This window comes from Mariniflexile fucanivorans, assembly GCF_004341235.1.
GTDB lineage: Bacteria > Bacteroidota > Bacteroidia > Flavobacteriales > Flavobacteriaceae > Mariniflexile > Mariniflexile fucanivorans.
This window is the reverse complement of sequence record NZ_SLUP01000001.1, coordinates 498,574-518,764: the sequence shown is the minus strand read 5'-3', so window position 1 is coordinate 518,764 and position 20,191 is coordinate 498,574. Positions and strand designations below refer to the sequence as shown.

The following is a 20,191-nucleotide window of genomic DNA, read 5'->3' as shown; positions in this document are numbered from 1 at the left end:
ATTTATTACATTTGGTCGATTAACGAATTGCTATAAATGATTACACATATTCAAGGAAAACTTGTAGAGAAAAACCCAACAGATGTTGTTATAGATTGTAATGGTATGGGATATATGCTAAATATTTCATTGCATACCTATTCTCAAATTCCCAATGGTGAGCATTTAAAACTTTTCACGCATTTACAAATAAAAGAAGATTCGCATACACTTTATGGATTTTCATCGTTGGCAGAACGTGAAATTTTTAGGTTATTAATATCCGTTAGTGGTATTGGCGCTAGTATTGCACGTACTATGTTGTCCTCCTTAACACCAAAACAAGTTATAGAAGGCATTGCCAGTAGCGATGTGGCGTTAATTCAAGGTATAAAAGGGATTGGGGCAAAAACAGCTCAACGTGTTATTATAGATTTGAAAGATAAGGTCTTAAAGATTTATGATATTGATGAAGTTTCTGTTTCTAAAGGCAATACCAATAAAGATGAAGCGTTATCTGCTTTAGAAGTACTTGGTTTTGTAAGAAAACAAGCAGAACGTGTTGTGGAAAAAATTGTTTCGGCACAACCAGATGCTAATGTAGAAACCATTATTAAACAAGCTTTAAAAAATTTATAATAGATTTTGAATATAACCAACCTTAATTTTTATAAATCCATTGATAAATGTATTGCTAAGCCCGGTCGAAGCACATTTTTAGTTGTTCTGTTTTTGTTTTCTGTTGCTGCATGGTCGCAACAGCCAACCGCTCAAGATTCGGTGAAAACGGGTTTTAATTTAGGAAGTATTAAAACACCAAATCCTAATAGCATAGAATCGAAGTACACCTATGATGCCTTAACAGACCGTTATATTTATACCGAAAAAATAGGCGGTTTTAACATAAACTATCCGGTTATTTTAACGCCTAAAGAGTATTATGCTTTAGTAGCTAGAGAAAGTGTTAAAGAATATTACAAAGAAAAAATAAGTGCTTTTGATGGTAAAAAGGAAGGGTCCGACGATGCCCAAAAAAATCTTTTGCCCGAGTTTTATGTAAAATCAGACTTTTTTGAATCCATTTTTGGAAGCAATACTATTGAAGTGGTGCCGCAAGGTTCGGTAGAAATGGATTTAGGGGTTCTTTTTTCAAAACAGGATAACCCCTCGTTTTCACCAAGAAACCGAAGCAATTTTACTTTCGATTTCGATCAACGTATCAGTTTAAGTTTATTGGGTAAAGTAGGAACGCGTCTTCAAGTAACCGCCAATTACGATACACAATCTACATTCGATTTTCAAAACCTCATTAAATTAGAATATACTCCAACCGAAGACGATATCATTCAAAAAATAGAAGTTGGTAACGTAAGTATGCCTTTAAACAGTTCCCTTATTACAGGTGCACAAAGTTTATTTGGTGTTAAAGCTCAATTAAAATTTGGTAAAACTACGGTTACAGGCGTGTTCTCTGAACAAAAATCGGAAGCCAATACTGTAGTTTCACAAGGCGGTGGTACTTTAGAGGAATTTGAGTTCTATATTCAAGATTATGATGAAAACCGTCATTTCTTTTTAGCACAATATTTTAGAGACACCTATGATACTGCTTTGGAAACCTATCCATATATAAACAACAAAGGGTTGCAAATAACACGGTATGAAGTTTGGATTACCAACCGAAGCAATACCACCAGCAACGTTAGGAATATTGTAGCATTGCAAGATATTGGTGAGTCAGATCCATCTAAAGTGGGTTCAGCAGTAACAATATCAGCATCACCAGGAGCTTACCCAAGTAACAAAAATAATGCCTTCGATCCAACTAATATTGGTGTAGGGAGTTCTCAAATTAATTCAGCTATTCGAGATGTTTCCACAGTCCAAGCGGGTATCTCTGTATCAGGTGTTCGAGAAGGTTATGATTATGCCAAATTAGAAAATGCCCGAAAGTTAATTAGCAATCAAGAATATACTATAAACACACAGTTAGGTTACATTTCATTAAACCAACGGTTAAATAATGATGAGGTTTTAGCCGTGGCATTTCAATACACATTAGGAGGCAAAGTATACCAAGTAGGTGAATTTGCTAATGATGGGGTTGATGCTACTGATGTAACTACAAATACTTCTGGAGATGTAACAAATGTGGTGAACAGCAATTTAATAGTGAAATTACTAAAAAGCAGCGTTACTAGTGTCGCGCAGCCTGTTTGGGATTTGATGATGAAAAACATCTACGATACTGGTGCATATAATTTAAGTTCTGATGATTTTAAACTGAATATTTTTTATAATGAAGCCTCGCCTTTAAATTATATTAAACCAGTAGGCTCTACGGCATTTCCAACACCAGGGGCTAACGAAGATCCTTTGGAAGAAACCCCTTTGTTGCGCGTATTTAGTTTAGATAAATTGAATTACAATAACGATCCGCAAACAAGTGGTGATGGTTTTTTCGATTATGTTGAAGGCATTACCGTATTGTCGCAAACAGGAAAAATTATTTTCCCTAGTGCAGAACCTTTTGGTGAATATTTATTTGAGAAATTGAGACTTGATCTCTCAGAAAATTACCAAGGTGCTATAACGAATCCTGCTGATTTTAATGAGAATCAAAAGAAGTATGTATATAGAACATTATATAAAAGCACAAAAACAGCAGCCTTAGAAGAAGTTGAAAAAAATAAATTCAAACTTAAAGGAAGTTATAAGTCTAGTGGAAGTAGCGGAATTTCTATTGGGTCATTTAATGTGCCACAAGGTTCGGTTACAGTTACAGCTGGAGGGCGCGTTTTAGTAGAAGGTATCGATTATACAGTAAATTATCAATTAGGTACCGTTGAAATTTTAGACGAAGCCTTAAAAGCTTCTGATACACCTATAGAAATTTCAACAGAAAATAATGCCGTTTTTGGTCAACAAACTAAACGTTTTACAGGTATTAATGTGGAGCATAAGTTTAATGAAAATTTTGTGTTGGGGGCAACACTTTTAAATTTAAATGAACGCCCAATTACCCAAAAAGCCAATTACGGTACAGAACCAATTAATAACACCATATTTGGTTTTAATGGTAATTATTCAACCAAAGTGCCATTTTTAACCCGATTAGCAAATGCCTTACCAAATATTGATACCGATGTAGAATCAAATTTATCTTTGCGTGGTGAGTTCGCTTATTTAGCTCCGGGATCTCCAAATGGCACGAACTTAAATGGTGAAGCCACTTCGTATGTTGACGATTTTGAGGGCTCTCAAAATTCCATCGATTTAAAGTCACAACAATCGTGGTTTCTGTCAAGTAGACCATCTGATTTGGATGGCGATGGTGTCACAGACCCAGAATACACCAATGGTATTGAAAGTGGTTATGGTAGAGCCATGTTAAATTGGTATAGTATCGACCCTATTTTTTACACAAGCCAACGGCCCAATGGTATTTCAGATAACGATATGTCCAGTTTATACACAAGTCGTGTTTTTATAAAAGAATTATTCCCAGACAGAGATTTAGTACAAGGTCAAAATACCGTAATAAACACGTTAGATTTAGCCTATTACCCAACAGAAAGAGGGCCTTATAATTTCGACCCTTCGGCTGCCGACGGCATTAATTCCACCGAAGCTTATAACAATTGGGCAGGTATTACACGCCAATTAACTTCAACCGATTTTGAACAACAAAACGTAGAATATATTGAGTTTTGGATGCAAGATCCGTTTCAAGAAAATCCATCAAATCCTGGGGGTAAATTGGTATTCAACTTAGGTAATATTTCAGAAGATATTATCAAAGATGATAAAAAACTTTATGAAAATGGGTTACCTAAAGATGGCGATATAAGTTTATTAAATACAACTTCTTGGGGTACGGTAGTACCATTAAACCAATCATTAGTATATGCGTTTGATTCTACTGGAGATGAGCGTACAAACCAAGATGTTGGTTATGATGGTTATGACGATGCTGCTGAAATAACTGCTTTTGGTGCAAACTTTGGTAGTGATCCATCAAAAGACAATTACACTTATTTCTTAAATACTGATGGTGATATTTTCGATCGTTATAAAAATTACAACGGTGTTCAGGGGAACACACCAGATACTTTTACCGATACAAACAGGGGGTCCAATACCCAACCCGATGTAGAGGATGTGAATCGTGATAATACCATGAATACTATTGATAGTTATTACGAATATGAGTTACCAATAACTAGACAAAATTTACCATTATCAGAATTGGATTTTAATAATTTATCGACTTCAAGCAACCCTTTAAAAGAGTATATAGTTGATTTTAAATCTGAGACAAGAACATTGCCAAATGGCGATACACCTGATGTTAGATGGTATTTGTTTAGAATTCCTGTGGAAGGAAGTTTAAGAAAACCAGTGGGAGGTATTACCGATTTGCGTTCGGTGCGTTTTACGCGTTTATTCCTTAAAGAATTTACACAACCAACCGTTTTTCGTTTTGGAACTCTAGATTTAGTAAGAAGTGAATGGAGACGTTACACACAAACATTAGAAGTAGATGAGGATGATCCAACCGATGATGGCACTGATTTTACTGTAGGGGTAATTGGTACACTTGAAAATGATGGCAGTTATCAAAGGCCTCCAGGTATTGAAGCAGAAGAGTTGTACAATAACAATACGGTCGTTGAACAAAATGAGCAATCATTATTGGTAAATGTATGTAATTTAGAATCGCAAGATTCTAGAGGTGTTTACAAAAACTTCGATTTAGATATGCGTCAATACAAGCGCATGCGTATGTTTATGCATCTTCAAGAAGAAGACACCGGTATTCCTAGTAACACCAGTACCGTTGTTGGTTTTATTCGTATGGGTAACGATTTAACAGAAAACTATTATCAAATAGAATTGCCATTAGAGGTTTCAACATCAACAACCGCTGAAGGTCTTTGGCCCACGAATAATGAAATTAACTTACCCATTAATATCTTAGGACAAATTAAAGCCTTGGAAATAGCAAACCCAACTTTATCTACCGAAGATCAAAAGTTTTATAATGTAATAGACGGGGTTTTGGATGATACCGCTGTTGATGAATTTTCTGCATATATCCCAGGGCAACATCGTGTTACCATAAAAGGAAATCCTAATTATGGTGATATTAGAACGTTGATGGTTGGTGTTAAAAATGCTGTTTTAGATGGTTCAAATGATGCAGATCCAGTACCATCTCCCGTTTGTGCCGAGGTTTGGTTTAATGAATTACGTTTGTCTGATATGGATAACGAAGGTGGTTGGGCTGCCGTAGTAAGTTTAGATACCAATATTGCCGATTTTATGAACATCAGTGCCACAGCAAGACAAAGCACTTCGGGGTTTGGTTCTATAGAGCAAGGTCCTAGCCAACGTAGTTTGGAAGATGTTAAGCAATATGATGTGGTAACCAATATTAATGTGGGTCAATTATTGCCTAAAAAATGGGGTATTCAAGTGCCATTTAATTATGGACAAAGTGAAGAATTGATTACGCCTAAATATGATGCATATTATGAAGATTTAACTTTGCAATCCAGAATAGATGCTGCAGAAACAACCGCAGATAAAGATTTAATAAAAGAACAATCGGAAGATTATACAAAACGCCAAAGTATCAATTTTATAGGCGTTAGAAAAACCAGAACCACCGATGCAAAACCACGTTTTTATGATGTGGAAAATGTCACGTTAAATTATTCATATAATAAAGTAGAGCATAGAGATTTTGAAATTGAAAACTCGTTAAATCAAACAGTACGTGCTGGAGCAAATTATGCGTTTAACTTTAACCCTATAAAAGTAGAACCTTTTAAAAAGAACGATTCCTTATTTATGGGTAAATACTGGAAAATTTTAAAAGATTTTAATGTGAATTTATTACCATCAAGTTTCACTGTAAATTCGGAGTTTAATAGACAGTTCAATAAACAGAAATTTAGAGAAGTAGAACTTGGAGGCGATAATATTGGTATTGAAGAATTGTTCAGAAGAAATTATACATTTGATTTCCAGTACACCATCAATTATAATTTCACGGAATCACTAAGTTTCAATTTCACTGCGGCAAATAATAATATTGTTCGTAATTATTTCAAAGATAATATCATCAATGGTGAGCAAGATGAAACCTTAAATGTTTGGGATGGCTTTTTCGATTTTGGAGACCCAAATAGGCAATCGCAAAACTTGGGCATCACCTATCAAATACCAATTAATAAAATTCCAACCTTTAGTTTTTTAAATGCAACTTATCAATATAGTGGTAATTTCCAATGGCAAAAAGGATCCGATTTATATGGTGAATTAGAATTAGAGGGTAATACTTACGATTTAGGAAACACCATTCAGAATGCCAATACACATAATATCAATACAACTTTAGATATGAATAAATTGTATAGATATATAGGTTTGGTTAAGAAACCAATTTCTAGATCAAGAGCAAGAACAACGCCTCCAGGGGGTGTTCCTAATGCAAATCAGAATAAAACAAATCAGCCAAAAATTAAAAGTCAATCTGCTACTAAGTTGTTAAATGCAGGCGTCGATATTTTAACAAGTATTAAAAGAATTCAGTTTAATTATTCTGAAAATAACGGAATATACTTACCAGGGTATTTACAAACGCCCGGTTTTATTGGTACTTTAAAACCTACAACAGCTTTTACATTTGGTAGCCAAAGCGATATTAGAGATTTAGCAGCTAGACGTGGTTGGTTAACCGTGTATCCAGATTTTAATGAGCAGTATACGTCTACCAATACAAAACAAATGGATATCTCTGCAAGTTTAGAGCCAGTAAAAGATTTGAAAATAGATTTAACCGGGAATAGAACTTATTATGAAAATTACACCGAAAATTATAATGTTACAAACGGTGTTTATAATTCACTAACACCAAATACGTTTGGTAATTTCAATATTTCAACCGTTTTAATTAAAACGGCATTTAGTAAAAGTGATGAAACATCTTCCGATGCGTTTAATGATTTTAGGGCTAACAGACTTATAGTTGCCCAACGCTTAGCGCAAGAAAAAGGTGCCGATTTAACAGATTTGGATGACGATGGTTACCCTAAAGGGTTTGGCAAAAACAGTCAAGCGGTATTATTGCCAGCATTTTTAGCGGCATATTCTGGGCAGGATGCCAGCAAAGTAAAAACCTCAGCGTTTAGAGATGTACCCATTCCTAATTGGGACTTAAAATACACAGGTTTCATGAAGTTTGCTTGGTTTAAAAAGAACTTTAAACGTTTCTCTTTAACTCATGGTTATCGTTCAACATACACTATTAATCAGTTTCAAACGAATTTAGATTATGTAAAACCAGATTTTAATGAGGCTTATGATGACCAAGACACAGAAGTTTTTAACCAATCTGGAAATTATAAAAGTGAAACCTTATTCAGTAACATCAACTTAACCGAAATGTTTAGTCCGTTAGTTCGAATCGATTTCGAAATGAACAATTCAGTTAAGATATTAACTGAAATTAAAAAAGACCGTTTAATGTCGCTTAGTTTCGATAATAATTTAATGACCGAAGTGCAAGGAATGGAATACATTTTGGGCTTAGGGTATAGGATTAAGGATTTACGTATCAATTCCAATTTAGCGGGACCAAGTAAACGTATTGTGAGCGATTTGAATATGAAAGCAGATATATCGATAAGAGACAACAAAACTATTATTAGATATTTAGATTTAGAAAATAACCAAGTAACATCAGGTCAAACTATTTGGGGTGTAAAATATACTGCCGATTATGCGTTTAGTAAAAATCTAACGGGAATCTTTTATTTTGATTATACATTTTCAGAATATGCTATTTCAACAGCATTCCCTCAAACAACTATTCGCTCTGGTTTTACCATCCGATATAATTTCGGGAATTAACTTATAATTGTTTGAATTTTAAAATTTGAATAAATACATTTGCTTTGTACTAACTTAAAATAATAACATGAACATTCCATCAGAATTAAAATATACAAAAGACCACGAGTGGGTAAGTGTTGAAGGTGATATTGCAACTATTGGTATTACAGATTTTGCACAAAGTGAATTGGGCGATATTGTGTATGTTGAAGTTGAAACCTTAGATGAAACCTTAGAAGCAGAAGAAATTTTTGGTTCGGTTGAAGCTGTAAAAACAGTATCCGATTTATTTTTGCCATTATCTGGTGAAATTATTGAGTTCAATACGGCTTTAGAAGATGAACCAGAGAAAGTAAACACAGACCCATACGGCGATGGTTGGATGATAAAGTTGAAATGTTCAGACCTATCACAGTTAGAAAACTTGATGTCTGCCGATGCTTATAAAACGCTTATAGGTGCTTAAAAAGCTCATTATTTTAATAAGTGTACTTTTCACGGTGGCTTTAGCTGCAGTTTGTTTAATTAAAATAAATAACATTCCAGATGTTGGCGTGTCTTTTGGCGATAAAATATTTCACTTTTTATCGTACACGGTGCTAGCTTTTTTATGGTACAGCACCTTTTATAAAGCATTTAATTTTGAAAAAAAGAAAGCATTAATGTATACTGCAGTTTTTTCAATAATATTTGGTATAATTATTGAGATACTACAGGGAACACTAACGTCATCAAGATCAGCCGATTTATATGATGTGATGGCGAATACCATAGGCGTGTTTCTTGCGGTAGTAATTATATCTATTAAAAATTTGATTACTATTAAAAAATAACAAACACTTGCTTATTTGATAAATAAATAGTTATTTTACCAATCTTGAAAAACAATTAAAAATTATGGAACCTAAAAAAAATCCTAAAGCAAATGTTGGACGTAACAGTTCACTTTATTTCGCAATTGGTTTAGCATTAATGTTATTCTTAACAAATTTTGCTATCAATTTCAAAACATATGATAAAGCAAGTGTCGATATAGGCATGGTGAGTATGGAAGAAGAATTAGTTGAAGAAATTCCTTTAACACAACAATTAGCAACGCCACCGCCACCGCCACCGCCACCAGCAGCTCCTGAAGTTATTGAAATTGTAGAGGATGAGGTAGAAGTGGAAGAAACTGTTATAGAATCTACAGAATCGAATCAAGAACAAAAAATTGTAAAAGTAGAAGCTGTAAAAGTAGCTCCTGCCATTGAAGAAGATGTTGAGGTACCTTTTGCTGTTATTGAAAACGTACCTGTATTCCCAGGTTGTGAAGGAGGCGATAACAATGCGAAAAGAAATTGTATGGCTCAAAAAATATCTGACTTTGTAAATAAAAAATTCAACACAGAGTTAGCAAGCGAATTAGGTTTATCAGGAAGACAACGTATTAACGTTATTTTCAAAATAGATAAAAATGGCGATGTAACTGGTATTCGTGCTAGAGCACCGCACCCAGGTTTAGAAAAAGAAGCGGCACGTGTTATTGGAATGCTTCCTAAAATGCAACCAGGTAAACAACGTGGTAAAGCAGTAACCGTTCCTTATTCATTACCAATCGTTTTTCAAGTACAAGACTAGGAATAATCTTATCTTAATAAATAAAAAACTCAAAGGCAACTTTGAGTTTTTTATTTTCTATCTTCTTCGGAGAGGTCGGAACTGTTGATTTACAGTTTTGAATAAGGCATATAGAATCCCGTTACAATTTTTGTAACGGGATTTCTTTTTTGGTACACTTATTGAGACTTTACCATAATATTAACATTTAAACTTTAATTATTATGAGTAATCCAAAAAAAACTCACGAATCCATTCGCCAAAATGGAGAAAACGTGAAAAACTCACAAAAGTATGATGCAAATTTACGAAAAAACTCAAGCCTTTATTTTCAAATAGGCTTAATTATTTGTTTACTCGCAGCCTATGGGCTGTTAGAGATGAAATTTGAAACAACCATTCCAAAGGTTGCAGACCGGCTGCCTCCAGATGAGGTTTACATGGCAGACGTTACCGTTTTTAAACCTGAAGTAGTCGTTGTTGACGAACCAGTAAAGCAGAAAACGAGCACTCCAGATACTAATGATTATAAAGAGGTTACTAATGAAACTCCCGATGTTTTTATTGATGAACCAGCAAAACCAACAGCAACAGTCACTCAACCTTTTATTACCGGCAATTTAAAACTTGTAGACAAGCCTAAAGATGATGCTAATGTTCGTTTTGAAACTATTGAGTTTGTTCCTGTTTACCCCGGTTGTGAAAACAAAAAAACCAACGATGAAAAGCGTAAGTGTATGTCTGATAAGATTACTCAACTAATTCAAAAAAAGTTTAATACCAATTTGGGTAGCGAATTAGGTTTGTCGGGTAAGCAAGTGATACATACCCAATTTAAAATTGATAAAACAGGACATGTGAACGAAATTCAAGTGAGAGGTCCACATCCTGAATTAGAAAAAGAAGCAGCGCGTGTTATTAATATTATTCCAGAAATGACTCCAGGAAAACAACGTGATAAAAATGTAGGCGTTATTTATACATTGCCTATTGTATTTGAAGTACAAAATTAATCACACTATAATTTTATAAGCTAAAAGCCGTTATCTATGCATCGATAACGGCTTTTTTAATTAACGTAAGTTCGACAGAATAAATTCAATTTTAAAGTTCTTTTGTCACTAATATCAACTATGTCACCTTGAGCATTACAGAGAACAAAATATATTTTGTTCAAAGGTAGCTCGCAAAGCGAGTCGAAAGGTTTTTAAAAGTTCGATTTTTAATTTGGTTTCGACTGCGCTCAACCTGACAAAACAAATTATTTAACTGGAAATCAATAATATGTAATTATTCGTTATTCCGATCTCATCTTAATTAACGATTATTAAAAATATAGTATCTTTCAGCTCTAAATCCAAGTTAATAAAAACCATGAAGCAATTCGTTGTTCTGTTCCTACTTTTTACAAGCCTCAGCATACATTCGCAAAATAGCGTTTATAATGAAAAACCTCCTGTATTCCCAAGTTGTGATAGTTTAACAATAGATGCGTTACAACAGTGTTTTGATACCCAAGTTTACAATCATATTTTTAAGACCTTTAAAGTGCCTGAAAAGGTTTCTAAAGAAAAATATAAAGGTGAAGTTATTGTCCTTTTTGAAGTAGATACCTCAGGACAATTTAAAGTACTGTATGTAGAGGCCATGTACGATGAATTGAAAACTGAAGTAAAACGCGTATTTTCAATTTTTCCACAGGTAAAGCCAGCGACTTATAATGGCAGAAAAACCTATAAGCAATACACTATTCCCATTCGTATTCCGCTAGTTAAACAAACAGCAGTATCTCAAGATATAGCAGAAAACAACACCCAAAACCAACTATCTAAACTGGAGCAGCAAGCAAAATCGGAATTTGATAGTGTAAATAAGTCATTGAAAGCATTTGAAGACCAAGCATATTCCAGTCAATTAAATATTCCGTTTACACATAGCGATTATGCCAAGTTTGATAGACAAATGAATATGGTTGGTACCAATAGCCATACCGCATCCAAACCATTTGTTTATAACGACGTTTCAAAATATTATGACTTTAAAGCTGAAAAACACAAGTTGCTAAAAGAAACCGATACTTGGGTAGGAAGAAAACTTTGGAACGAACATTTGGTGCAATTACAAGGAAAAGATTATTGGTTTACGGTAGACCCTATTTTAGATTTAGAAACGGGCACCGATGCCAATGCCGATTTCAATTCAACCTACAATAACACCCGTGGTATATTGGTACAAGGTGGCTTGGGAAGCAAGTTAAGTTTTTACACATCCGTTTTTGAAAGTCAAGGCCGTTTCGCTCAATACATAAACGAATATGCTGAAAGTTTAAAAGCTTTTGGCCCAGATCCAGCTATTATTCCGGGGCGTGGTATTGCGAAGCGTTTCAAAACCGATTCGTATGATTATCCGGTGGCAGAAGCCTATTTATCGTATGCGCCAGCTAAGTTTTTAAATATTCAATTTGGCCATGGTAAAAATTTTATAGGGGATGGGTATCGTTCGCTATTGTTAAGCGATGTGGCGAGTCCGCACCCATTTTTAAAATTAAACACCTCGTTTTGGAAAATAAAATACACCAATACCTGGATGTGGTTAAAAGATGTAAGAGATGAAGTAATTCAAGATAAAGCCTTTTTAACCAAATACATGGCGAGCCATTATTTAAGTTATAATGTATCGGAAAAATTAAATATAGGTCTGTTTGAATCCGTTTTATGGACCAATAGCAACGACAGAGGTTTTGATATAAACTATCTAAATCCCATTATATTTTACCGCGCTATTGAGTTTGAAACAGGTCAAGGTGCGGGAAATGCCATTATGGGGGCATCAGCCAAATACAAATGGAATGATAACGTGAATCTATATAGTCAATTTATTTTAGATGAATTTTCACTTAGCGATATTCAAGCAGGCGAGAAGAGTTACAAAAACAAATTTGGTTACCAATTAGGGGTTAAATATTACAACGCTTTTAAAGTGGACAATTTATTGCTTCAGTTTGAATACAACCGCGTGCGCCCATACACCTACTCACACAATACCATCGTGTTAAACTATGCCCATAATAACCAATCGATGGCACATTTATGGAACTCCAATTTTAGTGAAGCGATCATAATTGGGCGGTACCATTACAAACGTTGGTTTGCAAACGCCAAATTAATTTTTGGAGTTAAAGGCTTTGATATTAACGATGGCACAGACAATTTTAGTTATGGTGGCGATATTTACAGAAACTATTTCGACAGACCTTTTGATACCGGTGTTGAAATAGGGCAAGGCATAAAAACCAACATATTTAATGGTAATTTGCAAGCAGGCTATTTAATTAACCCAGCAACCAACCTTAAAATATTTGCCGATGTTATTGTTAGAAATTTTAACCCAGAAACAGAAAACGCTACTATTGTTAAAAGCAATACCGTTTGGTTTAACTTCGGTATTAGAACCGATTTGTTTAATTGGTATTTTGATTTTTAGTGTCATGCTGAACTTGTTTCAGCATCTCATAAATTATAACTACAACTTTTATTTTTTTGGGCGTTACCCTATCGGGTCGGGCTATCCATTTCAATCTTTTTAAAACGTCATGGCGAGTACGAAGGACGAAGCAATCTGCCAAATTTTTAGTTCTAACCTTAATTTTTACTATCAAGTTTTAAAAAGGATTTCCATTGCTATCCCTAAGGCAGCTTAACATAAACCCAGTTAATTTTTAGTAGTATTACTATATTAAAAGTTTAATATATTTTTTCCAACGCAAAAAGTCAACGCTCAAAAAAAATAAAGAGATGTTTATTATATTTGTGCTCAAATTATCCACCGTAAAATGTGAACAAAAAAACCAACAAACCGAACAAAACGGTCAAATCTTTTATAACTTGTGGGATTGAAATAAAAAAGAAATGCTAAACGAAAGAATCGACATAGAAATCATTGATGGACAGTTATTTGAAATAAAAGTAATTGACCCAAATGATTCAAAGCCAGCTTCTTTTACTCATTATTTACACAATCATAAAAAGGATTTCCACTTCAATCCCTAACGTAAAAACTCGATGCATAATGAAAAACACATTAAAAAATATAAATCGAGAAGATTTTATGAATTTCTTCCGTGATGATGAAAAATTGAACACTCTTTCATCTGATGATAGAGTTGAAATATTTCTTCAAATTTTACAAGGTAGTTCTGATATCACAAAAGAACTTTTGAATGAATTAATTTGTGATTATAATGTCCATAATCTAAGAATCAGTCAAATCAAATAATGGCTAAATCAAAGAACTGGACAAAAGAACAAACTATAGTAGCATTTAATGTTTACTGTAAAATTCCATTTAAAAATAGTAGCAAAACCCATCCAACAATAATAAAATTTGCCAATATAATTGGTCGTTCGCCATCTGCTTTAAATATGAAGGTTGGTAACTTTGGTAGATTAGACCCTGAATTACAAAAAAGAGGAATTACAGGTCTTGCGAATGGTAGTAAATTAGATGAAGTTATTTGGAATGAATTTCACGGCAATTGGGACGATTTAGCTTATGAAAGCGAAAAGTTAATTTCTCAATTTCAGAATAAAACTATAATTGAAACCAATGAAATTGATTTAACAGATTTTCCAGAAGGAAAAGACGTCGAGCGACTTGTAAAAACAAGAGTTAATCAAAACTTCTTCCGTTCTTCAGTACTATCTTCATATTACCAAAAATGTTGTATAACAGAAATCAATATTTCAGATTTTTTAGTTGCAAGCCATATTATTCCTTGGAGTATAAATAAAGATGAAAGAATCAACCCAAGAAACGGTTTATGCTTAAACTCAATTCACGACCGAGCTTTTGATGAAGGATTTTTGACTATTACTGCCGATTATGAAGTCAAAATTTCCGATGCAATCTACGAACACAAAGAAAATGAATCAATTGCAGATTTTTTTCTGAAATATAATAACCAAAAAATATCACTTCCTGACAAATTCTTGCCATCGCAAGAGTTCCTTAAATATCATACTGACAATATCTTTCGCGGATAAGTTGCGTTAGGGATTGCAGTGAAAAGCCCACAGCGACGCAGGAGCGAGGACTTGCAACGTAAAGCCCGACCCCTTGGGGTAACGCCCAAATAATCAGTATTTTTCCGTTAAATAAATTACCAATAAAAAGCATTGCCCAAAATGCTTTAATGAAGTATCTTTGCACTCGCAATACAAAGCGGTTAAGTAAATATACTATTGAGCAATAAAAAAACGTCGGTAAAAGCGCCTTCTGTACTATCAGATTTTAAGGAAATCACAAAAATGCGATTGTCATTAAGCGTGGTGTTTTCATCCATTGCTGGTTATTTGTTAGGTGTTGAAACAGTCGATTTTAAAATCTTAATTTTATTGGCATTGGGCGGCTATTTTATGGTAGGCGCATCAAACGCATTCAATCAAATTATTGAAAAAGATTTGGATGCTTTAATGGAAAGAACCAAATACAGACCCATACCTGCGGGCCGTATGAGTGTTACTTCGGCATTTGTAATCGCCTCTGTTTTTACCCTTTTAGGTATTATTATTTTATACAGCATAAACAAGCAAACGGCTATGTTTGGTGCTATTTCCATATTTTTATATACCTGTGTTTATACGCCGCTAAAAACTAAAACCCCTATATCGGTTTTTGTGGGGGCTATTCCGGGTGCCATTCCATTTATGTTGGGTTGGGTAGCGGCGACCGATAATTTTGGTATAGAACCAGGAACTTTGTTTGCTTTACAGTTTTTTTGGCAATTCCCACATTTTTGGGCTATTGGTTGGTTTTTGTTTAAAGATTATGAAAAAGCAGGGTTCTTTATGTTGCCAACAGGAAAACAAGATAAAGGGACTGCGGTACAAGTGATTATGTACAGTATTTGGACGTTGTTGGTGTCTATAATTCCCGTTTTTGGATTTACAGGACGCTTGCAATTATCAATCGTGTCGGCAATTATTGTTTTTGCTTTAGGATTGTGGATGCTGTATTACGCCATTCGCTTGTTTAAATTGATGACCGAAAAAGCCGCTAGACAGCTTATGCTTGTTAGCGTGTCTTACATTTCGTTAATGCAAATAGTATATGTTATAGATAAATTTATTAGATAATTATGGATTTAACTCAAGGTACTTTAGAGGAAAAACACGGTAGAGCCAAAAAAATGATGCTTTGGTTTGGTATTATTTCACTTATTATGTCGTTTGCAGGGTGGACGAGTGCTTTTGTTGTAAGCAGTTCTAGACCCGATTGGTTGAAAGATTTTCAATTGCCAAATGCGTTTATAATTAGCACGGTTATGATTATGATAAGCAGTCTATCATTTATTTTAGCCAAAAAAGCTTTAAAAAACAATAATAGGGTGTTAACCACAGTTGGGTTGATCATCACACTTATTTTAGGTATGGTCTTCATTTATTTTCAATTTTCTGGTTTTCAGCAAATAATCGATTTGGGTTATAATTTTACGGGACCAACTAGCAATGTGACCATGTCTTACATCTATTTAATTGCCGTTGTGCATATTCTGCATGTAGTTGTAGGGCTAATTTGCTTATTGGTTGTAATTTATAATCATTTTAAACAAAAGTACACAGCAACAAAAATGCTTGGTTTTGAATTGGCGGCTACTTTTTGGCATTTCATAGATATTTTATGGGTATATCTCTTTTTATTCCTATACTTTGTAAGATAGATTTATGGCTTTTAAAATGACTTATATCATATTTTAAAATGTTTTTATGTTTATTGATTTTTTAAAATTTAATGATGTATGTTTTATTAAATAGATAAATTAACTATTTTTGTCCAACTTTTAAATAAAAACCAACATATATGAGTACTACAGTTGCAAACACTGGAACAGAAGTTAAAACTTGGGGAGGAGGCAATGAGCCTTTAAAAGCAAGTTACGGTAAAATGATGATGTGGTTTTTCATCGTTTCAGATGCATTAACCTTTTCGGCGTTTTTAGCTGCTTATGGGTTTTCAAGATTCAAATTTATTGATTCATGGCCAATAGCCGATGAGGTATTTACGCATGTACCGTTTTTACACGGTCAAGAACACCCCATGATATATGTGGCGTTTATGACGTTTGTACTTATCATGTCTTCTGTAACCATGGTATTGGCGGTTAATGCTGGCCATCATTTAAACAAAGCGAAAGTAACGCTATATATGTTTTTAACCATTATTGGTGGTATCATATTCGTAGGATCTCAAGCTTGGGAATGGGCAACATTTATAAAAGGCGATTTTGGCGCTGTACAAACTAAAGGAGGAAATATTCTTCAATTTGTTGATACAGATGGTAATCGTGTTGCATTGCGCGACTTTGTGGTTGCTGGTGAAGGAGAAAGAGTGCAGCATGAAAGTAAAAATGGTGTTTGGTTTGTAAGTGAAGGCACTTTACCAACCTATACGATGGATGAAGTCATGCACGGTTTAGAAAACCACGATAATATTTTAGTAAGAACTCAAATATTAGATGAACATGGTCATAAAACAGTATTAACTAGAGCGGAATCTTTAAAACAGTTAAAGGCAAATGGAACACATGTAGTGGAAGGCGCAAACTTGCACCAAAACGAATATGGAGCACCGTTATTTGCCGATTTCTTTTTCTTTATCACAGGGTTTCACGGTTTTCACGTACTATCGGGAGTTATAATTAACATTATTATTTTCTTTAATGTTGTTCTAGGAACTTACGAAAGACGCAAAAATTACGAAATGGTTGAAAAGGTAGGGTTATACTGGCATTTTGTGGATTTAGTTTGGGTATTTGTATTTACGTTCTTCTACCTAGTTTAATTTAATAATATTTTTGTCATCCTTAAATAAGGAAATCTAAACAACTTAAAAAAATGGCACACGCACATAAATTAGAAATATTTAAAGGTTTAGTTAAGTTTAAATCGAACACTCAAAAAATTTGGGGTGTTTTAATACTTTTAACCATTGTAACTGCAATTGAAGTTGTATTGGGTATATACAAACCAGAACCTTTAATGGCACATGTTTTAGGCATGAAAGCCCTTAACTGGATATTCATTATCCTAACCTTAGTTAAGGCCTATTATATTACTTGGGATTTTATGCACATGCGCGATGAAACTAAAGGTTTAAGACGTGCTGTGGTTTGGACAGCCGTATTCTTGATTTTATATTTAATTTTCATTTTATTACAAGAAGGCGGTTACGTTTTTAGAGTGTATGATGAAGGTTTTATTAAAAGAGATTTTTAATTAATTTAAATAAACCCGAATCGAGAAAATAGAAGTGTTAAAGTGTTAAATAAAGGTGGTTTTTTAAACCACCTTTATTTATTTTTGCATTTAATTGAAACATTCATAACGATATTTCGAGACATAAGGCAATGATTACATGAATGTTCTATGTGCCATTAAAAAAATAAACACACACATAATAAACACGTTTTTAATGGAGTATAAAAAAGCAGGTAGGTATTTAATTTTAGGAATTTTATTCTTTCTTCCCGTTACTTTCTTGTTGTTTTTATACCCGGCAACACATCATTATACACCGCTTGATATTGTAAATCAATCGGTTTTGGATATCAATCAATTTCATTCAAATTCCGAAGAAAAAGTTGTTTTGAAAGACCATATTACCATATTAGGCTTTCTAGGTTCTAACCCAATTGAAAACAATATTGTGGCTTCTAATTTAAAAGAATTGGTGTACGATAAATTTAAAGGTTTTAAAAAATTTCAAATCGTTATTTTAGTGCCTAATGGCACGGAAGCTGAAGTTGAAAAGCTTAAAGCCGAAATTACTGGTTATGAAGATTTGAGGTTTTGGCATTTTGTATTTGGTGAACCTGAAGCTATAGAAAATGTGTTTACAAGTTTGAAAAGTAAAACCGGTTTAACAAATAATTTATCTACGAATGATGTTTTTATAGTCGACAAAGATTTAAACCAAAGAGGAAGATTAGACGATAGAACCGATAATGAAATCTCGAAGCAAGCACCAACGTACTTGTTAAGCGCTTACAATTGTATTGAGGTTGCAGAAATAAAGAATAAAATGAGCGACGATTTACGTATATTATTTACCGAATATAGGCAAATAAGAAAAGGTGAATTCGATTCATCAACACGAAGAGCAAACGATTTAAAAGAAACGGCCAATTAAATTGATTGTCTTTCTTGCTCTTGGGCAGGAATCGACTTTGAAGTGTTTTAGCATAGTCAAAACCTATCAATTTTAATTGAATTTAATAAAGAAATAATGAGCAAAAAAACAAATTATTCTTACATAGGAATTGCCTTTATTATTCTAGTTTTTGGTATCATTTTCGTTCCAAAAATTGTAGATAGAATTTCTAATAACGATGTGACTAGGGATGAAAGCAGAAGCGATTTTGCTAACGGAAAAACAAAACTCTCAGATTTAGCATTCATAGAAATTAACGGAGTGGCTAAAAAAGTACCCGATTTCTCTTTTACCGACCAAAATGGCAAAAACATAACCAATAAAGATTACGAAGGAAAAGTTTATGTTGTAGAATTCTTTTTTACAACCTGCCCTACCATTTGCCCGCGTATGAATGCCAACCTGATTCAAGTTCAAAATGCATTTAAAGGCTTTGAAAATTTTGGGGTGGCATCTTTCACCATAAATCCGGATTACGATACCACAGAGATTCTTAAGGAATATGCCGAAAAGTATGGTGTAACCAATCCAAATTGGCATTTAATGACGGGTGATAAGGATGCTATATATAAACTTTCAAACGAAGGTTTTAATCTTTATACAGCGGAAGAAGAAGATGCCGCTGGTGGTTTTGAGCATTCTGGAAATTTTGCTTTAATCGACAAAAATGGGTTCATCCGTTCAAGAAAGGATGAATTTGGAAACCCAATTATTTATTATAGAGGTATTGCTTCAGAAACTGAAAAAGTAGATGACGACGGTGCTCCAGAAGAAATTAGTGCTTTAAAAGAAGATATTAAAAAGTTACTTAGTGAATAAGTTTTTGTCATTGCGAGGTACGAGGCAATCTTATATTTTGGAGTTCCAATTCAAAAGATTATTTCTGTTGAGCCTTTTTCGTAATGTCGTTTTTTAAATTTTTAATAGTTGAAAAAATCAAATTTAAAATAGCCAATGAATAAAAATAAAGAAATTTTAGACGATAAAAAATACAATAAACTCATTGTAATATTGTCTGTAGTTATACCAATAGTAGTGGCTATTTTATTTGGTGTTAAAATACCTAATGTAGAACCATTATCATTTTTACCACCTATTTATGCGACTATCAATGGATTAACGGCCGTTATTTTAGTGATTGCTTTTTTCGCTATTAAAAACAAAAAAATTGTACTTCACGAAAATTTGATGACGACCGCTATTTGGTGTTCTGCATTATTCTTGGTGATGTATGTTGCGTACCATATGACGAGCGATTCCACCAAATTTGGAGGTGAAGGGCCCATTAAATATGTGTATTATTTTATCTTACTAACCCATATTTTACTGTCTATTATTATCATTCCGTTTGTATTAATAACTTATGTTAGGGCGATTACCAATAACATAGAGAAGCATAAAAAAATAGCAAAAATAACCTTTCCGTTATGGTTATATGTAGCGGTTACAGGGGTTATTGTTTATATAATGATTTCACCTTATTATGTCTAACGTCATCACGAGG

The 20,191-nt window shown here is 33.7% G+C and carries 16 protein-coding genes; all 16 read left to right on the top strand.

What is annotated here, in order from left to right:
* Positions 1-36 precede the first annotated feature (36 nt).
* The 16 genes from ruvA to EV196_RS02250 all read left to right on the top strand — a co-directional run bounded on the left by ruvA (position 37) and on the right by EV196_RS02250 (position 20,178).
* Positions 37-618, top strand: a complete 582-nt coding sequence (gene ruvA, locus EV196_RS02325) for a Holliday junction branch migration protein RuvA (protein WP_132214488.1) — start codon at positions 37-39, stop codon at positions 616-618.
* Between the two features lie 6 nt (positions 619-624).
* Positions 625-7,899, top strand: a complete 7,275-nt coding sequence (gene sov / locus EV196_RS02320; protein ID WP_394343238.1) for a T9SS outer membrane translocon Sov/SprA — start codon at positions 625-627, stop codon at positions 7,897-7,899.
* Positions 7,900-7,966: 67 nt separating this feature from the next.
* Positions 7,967-8,347, top strand: a complete 381-nt coding sequence (gene gcvH / locus EV196_RS02315; protein ID WP_132214486.1) for a glycine cleavage system protein GcvH — start codon at positions 7,967-7,969, stop codon at positions 8,345-8,347.
* Entirely contained in the window at positions 8,340-8,714 is a 375-nt protein-coding gene (locus EV196_RS02310; protein ID WP_132214484.1) for a VanZ family protein, read from the top strand. Before gcvH ends, EV196_RS02310 begins: the two co-directional genes overlap by 8 nt.
* 64 nt (positions 8,715-8,778) lie before the next feature.
* Entirely contained in the window at positions 8,779-9,501 is a 723-nt protein-coding gene (locus EV196_RS02305) for an energy transducer TonB (protein WP_132214482.1), read from the top strand.
* A 203-nt stretch (positions 9,502-9,704) separates the two neighbouring features.
* Positions 9,705-10,493, top strand: a complete 789-nt coding sequence (locus EV196_RS02300; protein ID WP_132214480.1) for an energy transducer TonB — start codon at positions 9,705-9,707, stop codon at positions 10,491-10,493.
* Positions 10,494-10,854: 361 nt separating this feature from the next.
* On the top strand, positions 10,855-12,963 hold the full coding sequence (locus EV196_RS02295) for an energy transducer TonB (RefSeq protein WP_132214478.1): 2,109 nt from the start codon (positions 10,855-10,857) through the stop codon (positions 12,961-12,963).
* Positions 12,964-13,548: 585 nt separating this feature from the next.
* On the top strand, positions 13,549-13,755 hold the full coding sequence (locus tag EV196_RS02290) for a hypothetical protein (protein ID WP_207902801.1): 207 nt from the start codon (positions 13,549-13,551) through the stop codon (positions 13,753-13,755).
* Positions 13,755-14,522: an HNH endonuclease gene (locus tag EV196_RS02285; protein WP_132214476.1), complete on the top strand. Its 768-nt coding sequence runs from the start codon at positions 13,755-13,757 to the stop codon at positions 14,520-14,522. The genes EV196_RS02290 and EV196_RS02285 overlap by 1 nt, the downstream gene beginning before the upstream one ends.
* A 198-nt stretch (positions 14,523-14,720) precedes the next feature.
* Positions 14,721-15,614 (top strand): heme o synthase, encoded by an 894-nt coding sequence (gene cyoE / locus EV196_RS02280; protein ID WP_132214474.1) that lies wholly within the window; start codon positions 14,721-14,723, stop codon positions 15,612-15,614.
* A 2-nt stretch (positions 15,615-15,616) separates the two neighbouring features.
* Positions 15,617-16,198 (top strand): cytochrome c oxidase subunit 3, encoded by a 582-nt coding sequence (locus tag EV196_RS02275; protein WP_132214472.1) that lies wholly within the window; start codon positions 15,617-15,619, stop codon positions 16,196-16,198.
* Between the two features lie 140 nt (positions 16,199-16,338).
* Positions 16,339-17,319: a cytochrome c oxidase subunit 3 gene (locus EV196_RS02270; RefSeq protein ID WP_132214470.1), complete on the top strand. Its 981-nt coding sequence runs from the start codon at positions 16,339-16,341 to the stop codon at positions 17,317-17,319.
* Positions 17,320-17,372: 53 nt separating this feature from the next.
* Positions 17,373-17,753 (top strand): cytochrome C oxidase subunit IV family protein, encoded by a 381-nt coding sequence (locus EV196_RS02265; RefSeq protein ID WP_132214468.1) that lies wholly within the window; start codon positions 17,373-17,375, stop codon positions 17,751-17,753.
* A 196-nt stretch (positions 17,754-17,949) separates the two neighbouring features.
* Positions 17,950-18,666 carry a hypothetical protein gene (locus tag EV196_RS02260; RefSeq protein ID WP_132214466.1) on the top strand — a complete coding sequence of 239 codons (717 nt, stop codon included), beginning with the start codon at positions 17,950-17,952 and terminating at the stop codon, positions 18,664-18,666.
* A gap of 96 nt (positions 18,667-18,762) precedes the next feature.
* Positions 18,763-19,506, top strand: a complete 744-nt coding sequence (locus tag EV196_RS02255) for an SCO family protein (protein WP_132214464.1) — start codon at positions 18,763-18,765, stop codon at positions 19,504-19,506.
* 135 nt (positions 19,507-19,641) lie between these two features.
* Positions 19,642-20,178, top strand: a complete 537-nt coding sequence (locus EV196_RS02250; protein WP_132214462.1) for a DUF420 domain-containing protein — start codon at positions 19,642-19,644, stop codon at positions 20,176-20,178.
* Positions 20,179-20,191: the final 13 nt, after the last annotated feature.

Bases quoted from the DNA above. Each gene is read 5' to 3' on its own strand.
- ruvA (WP_132214488.1), top strand. From the start codon at position 37: ATGATTACACATATTCAAGGAAAACTTGTAGAGAAAAACCCAACAGAT.
- gcvH (WP_132214486.1), top strand. From the start codon at position 7,967: ATGAACATTCCATCAGAATTAAAATATACAAAAGACCACGAGTGGGTA.
- EV196_RS02305 (WP_132214482.1), top strand. From the start codon at position 8,779: ATGGAACCTAAAAAAAATCCTAAAGCAAATGTTGGACGTAACAGTTCA.
- EV196_RS02300 (WP_132214480.1), top strand. From the start codon at position 9,705: ATGAGTAATCCAAAAAAAACTCACGAATCCATTCGCCAAAATGGAGAA.
- EV196_RS02295 (WP_132214478.1), top strand. From the start codon at position 10,855: ATGAAGCAATTCGTTGTTCTGTTCCTACTTTTTACAAGCCTCAGCATA.
- EV196_RS02290 (WP_207902801.1), top strand. From the start codon at position 13,549: ATGAAAAACACATTAAAAAATATAAATCGAGAAGATTTTATGAATTTC.
- EV196_RS02285 (WP_132214476.1), top strand. From the start codon at position 13,755: ATGGCTAAATCAAAGAACTGGACAAAAGAACAAACTATAGTAGCATTT.
- EV196_RS02275 (WP_132214472.1), top strand. From the start codon at position 15,617: ATGGATTTAACTCAAGGTACTTTAGAGGAAAAACACGGTAGAGCCAAA.
- EV196_RS02270 (WP_132214470.1), top strand. From the start codon at position 16,339: ATGAGTACTACAGTTGCAAACACTGGAACAGAAGTTAAAACTTGGGGA.
- EV196_RS02265 (WP_132214468.1), top strand. From the start codon at position 17,373: ATGGCACACGCACATAAATTAGAAATATTTAAAGGTTTAGTTAAGTTT.
- EV196_RS02260 (WP_132214466.1), top strand. From the start codon at position 17,950: ATGGAGTATAAAAAAGCAGGTAGGTATTTAATTTTAGGAATTTTATTC.
- EV196_RS02255 (WP_132214464.1), top strand. From the start codon at position 18,763: ATGAGCAAAAAAACAAATTATTCTTACATAGGAATTGCCTTTATTATT.
- EV196_RS02250 (WP_132214462.1), top strand. From the start codon at position 19,642: ATGAATAAAAATAAAGAAATTTTAGACGATAAAAAATACAATAAACTC.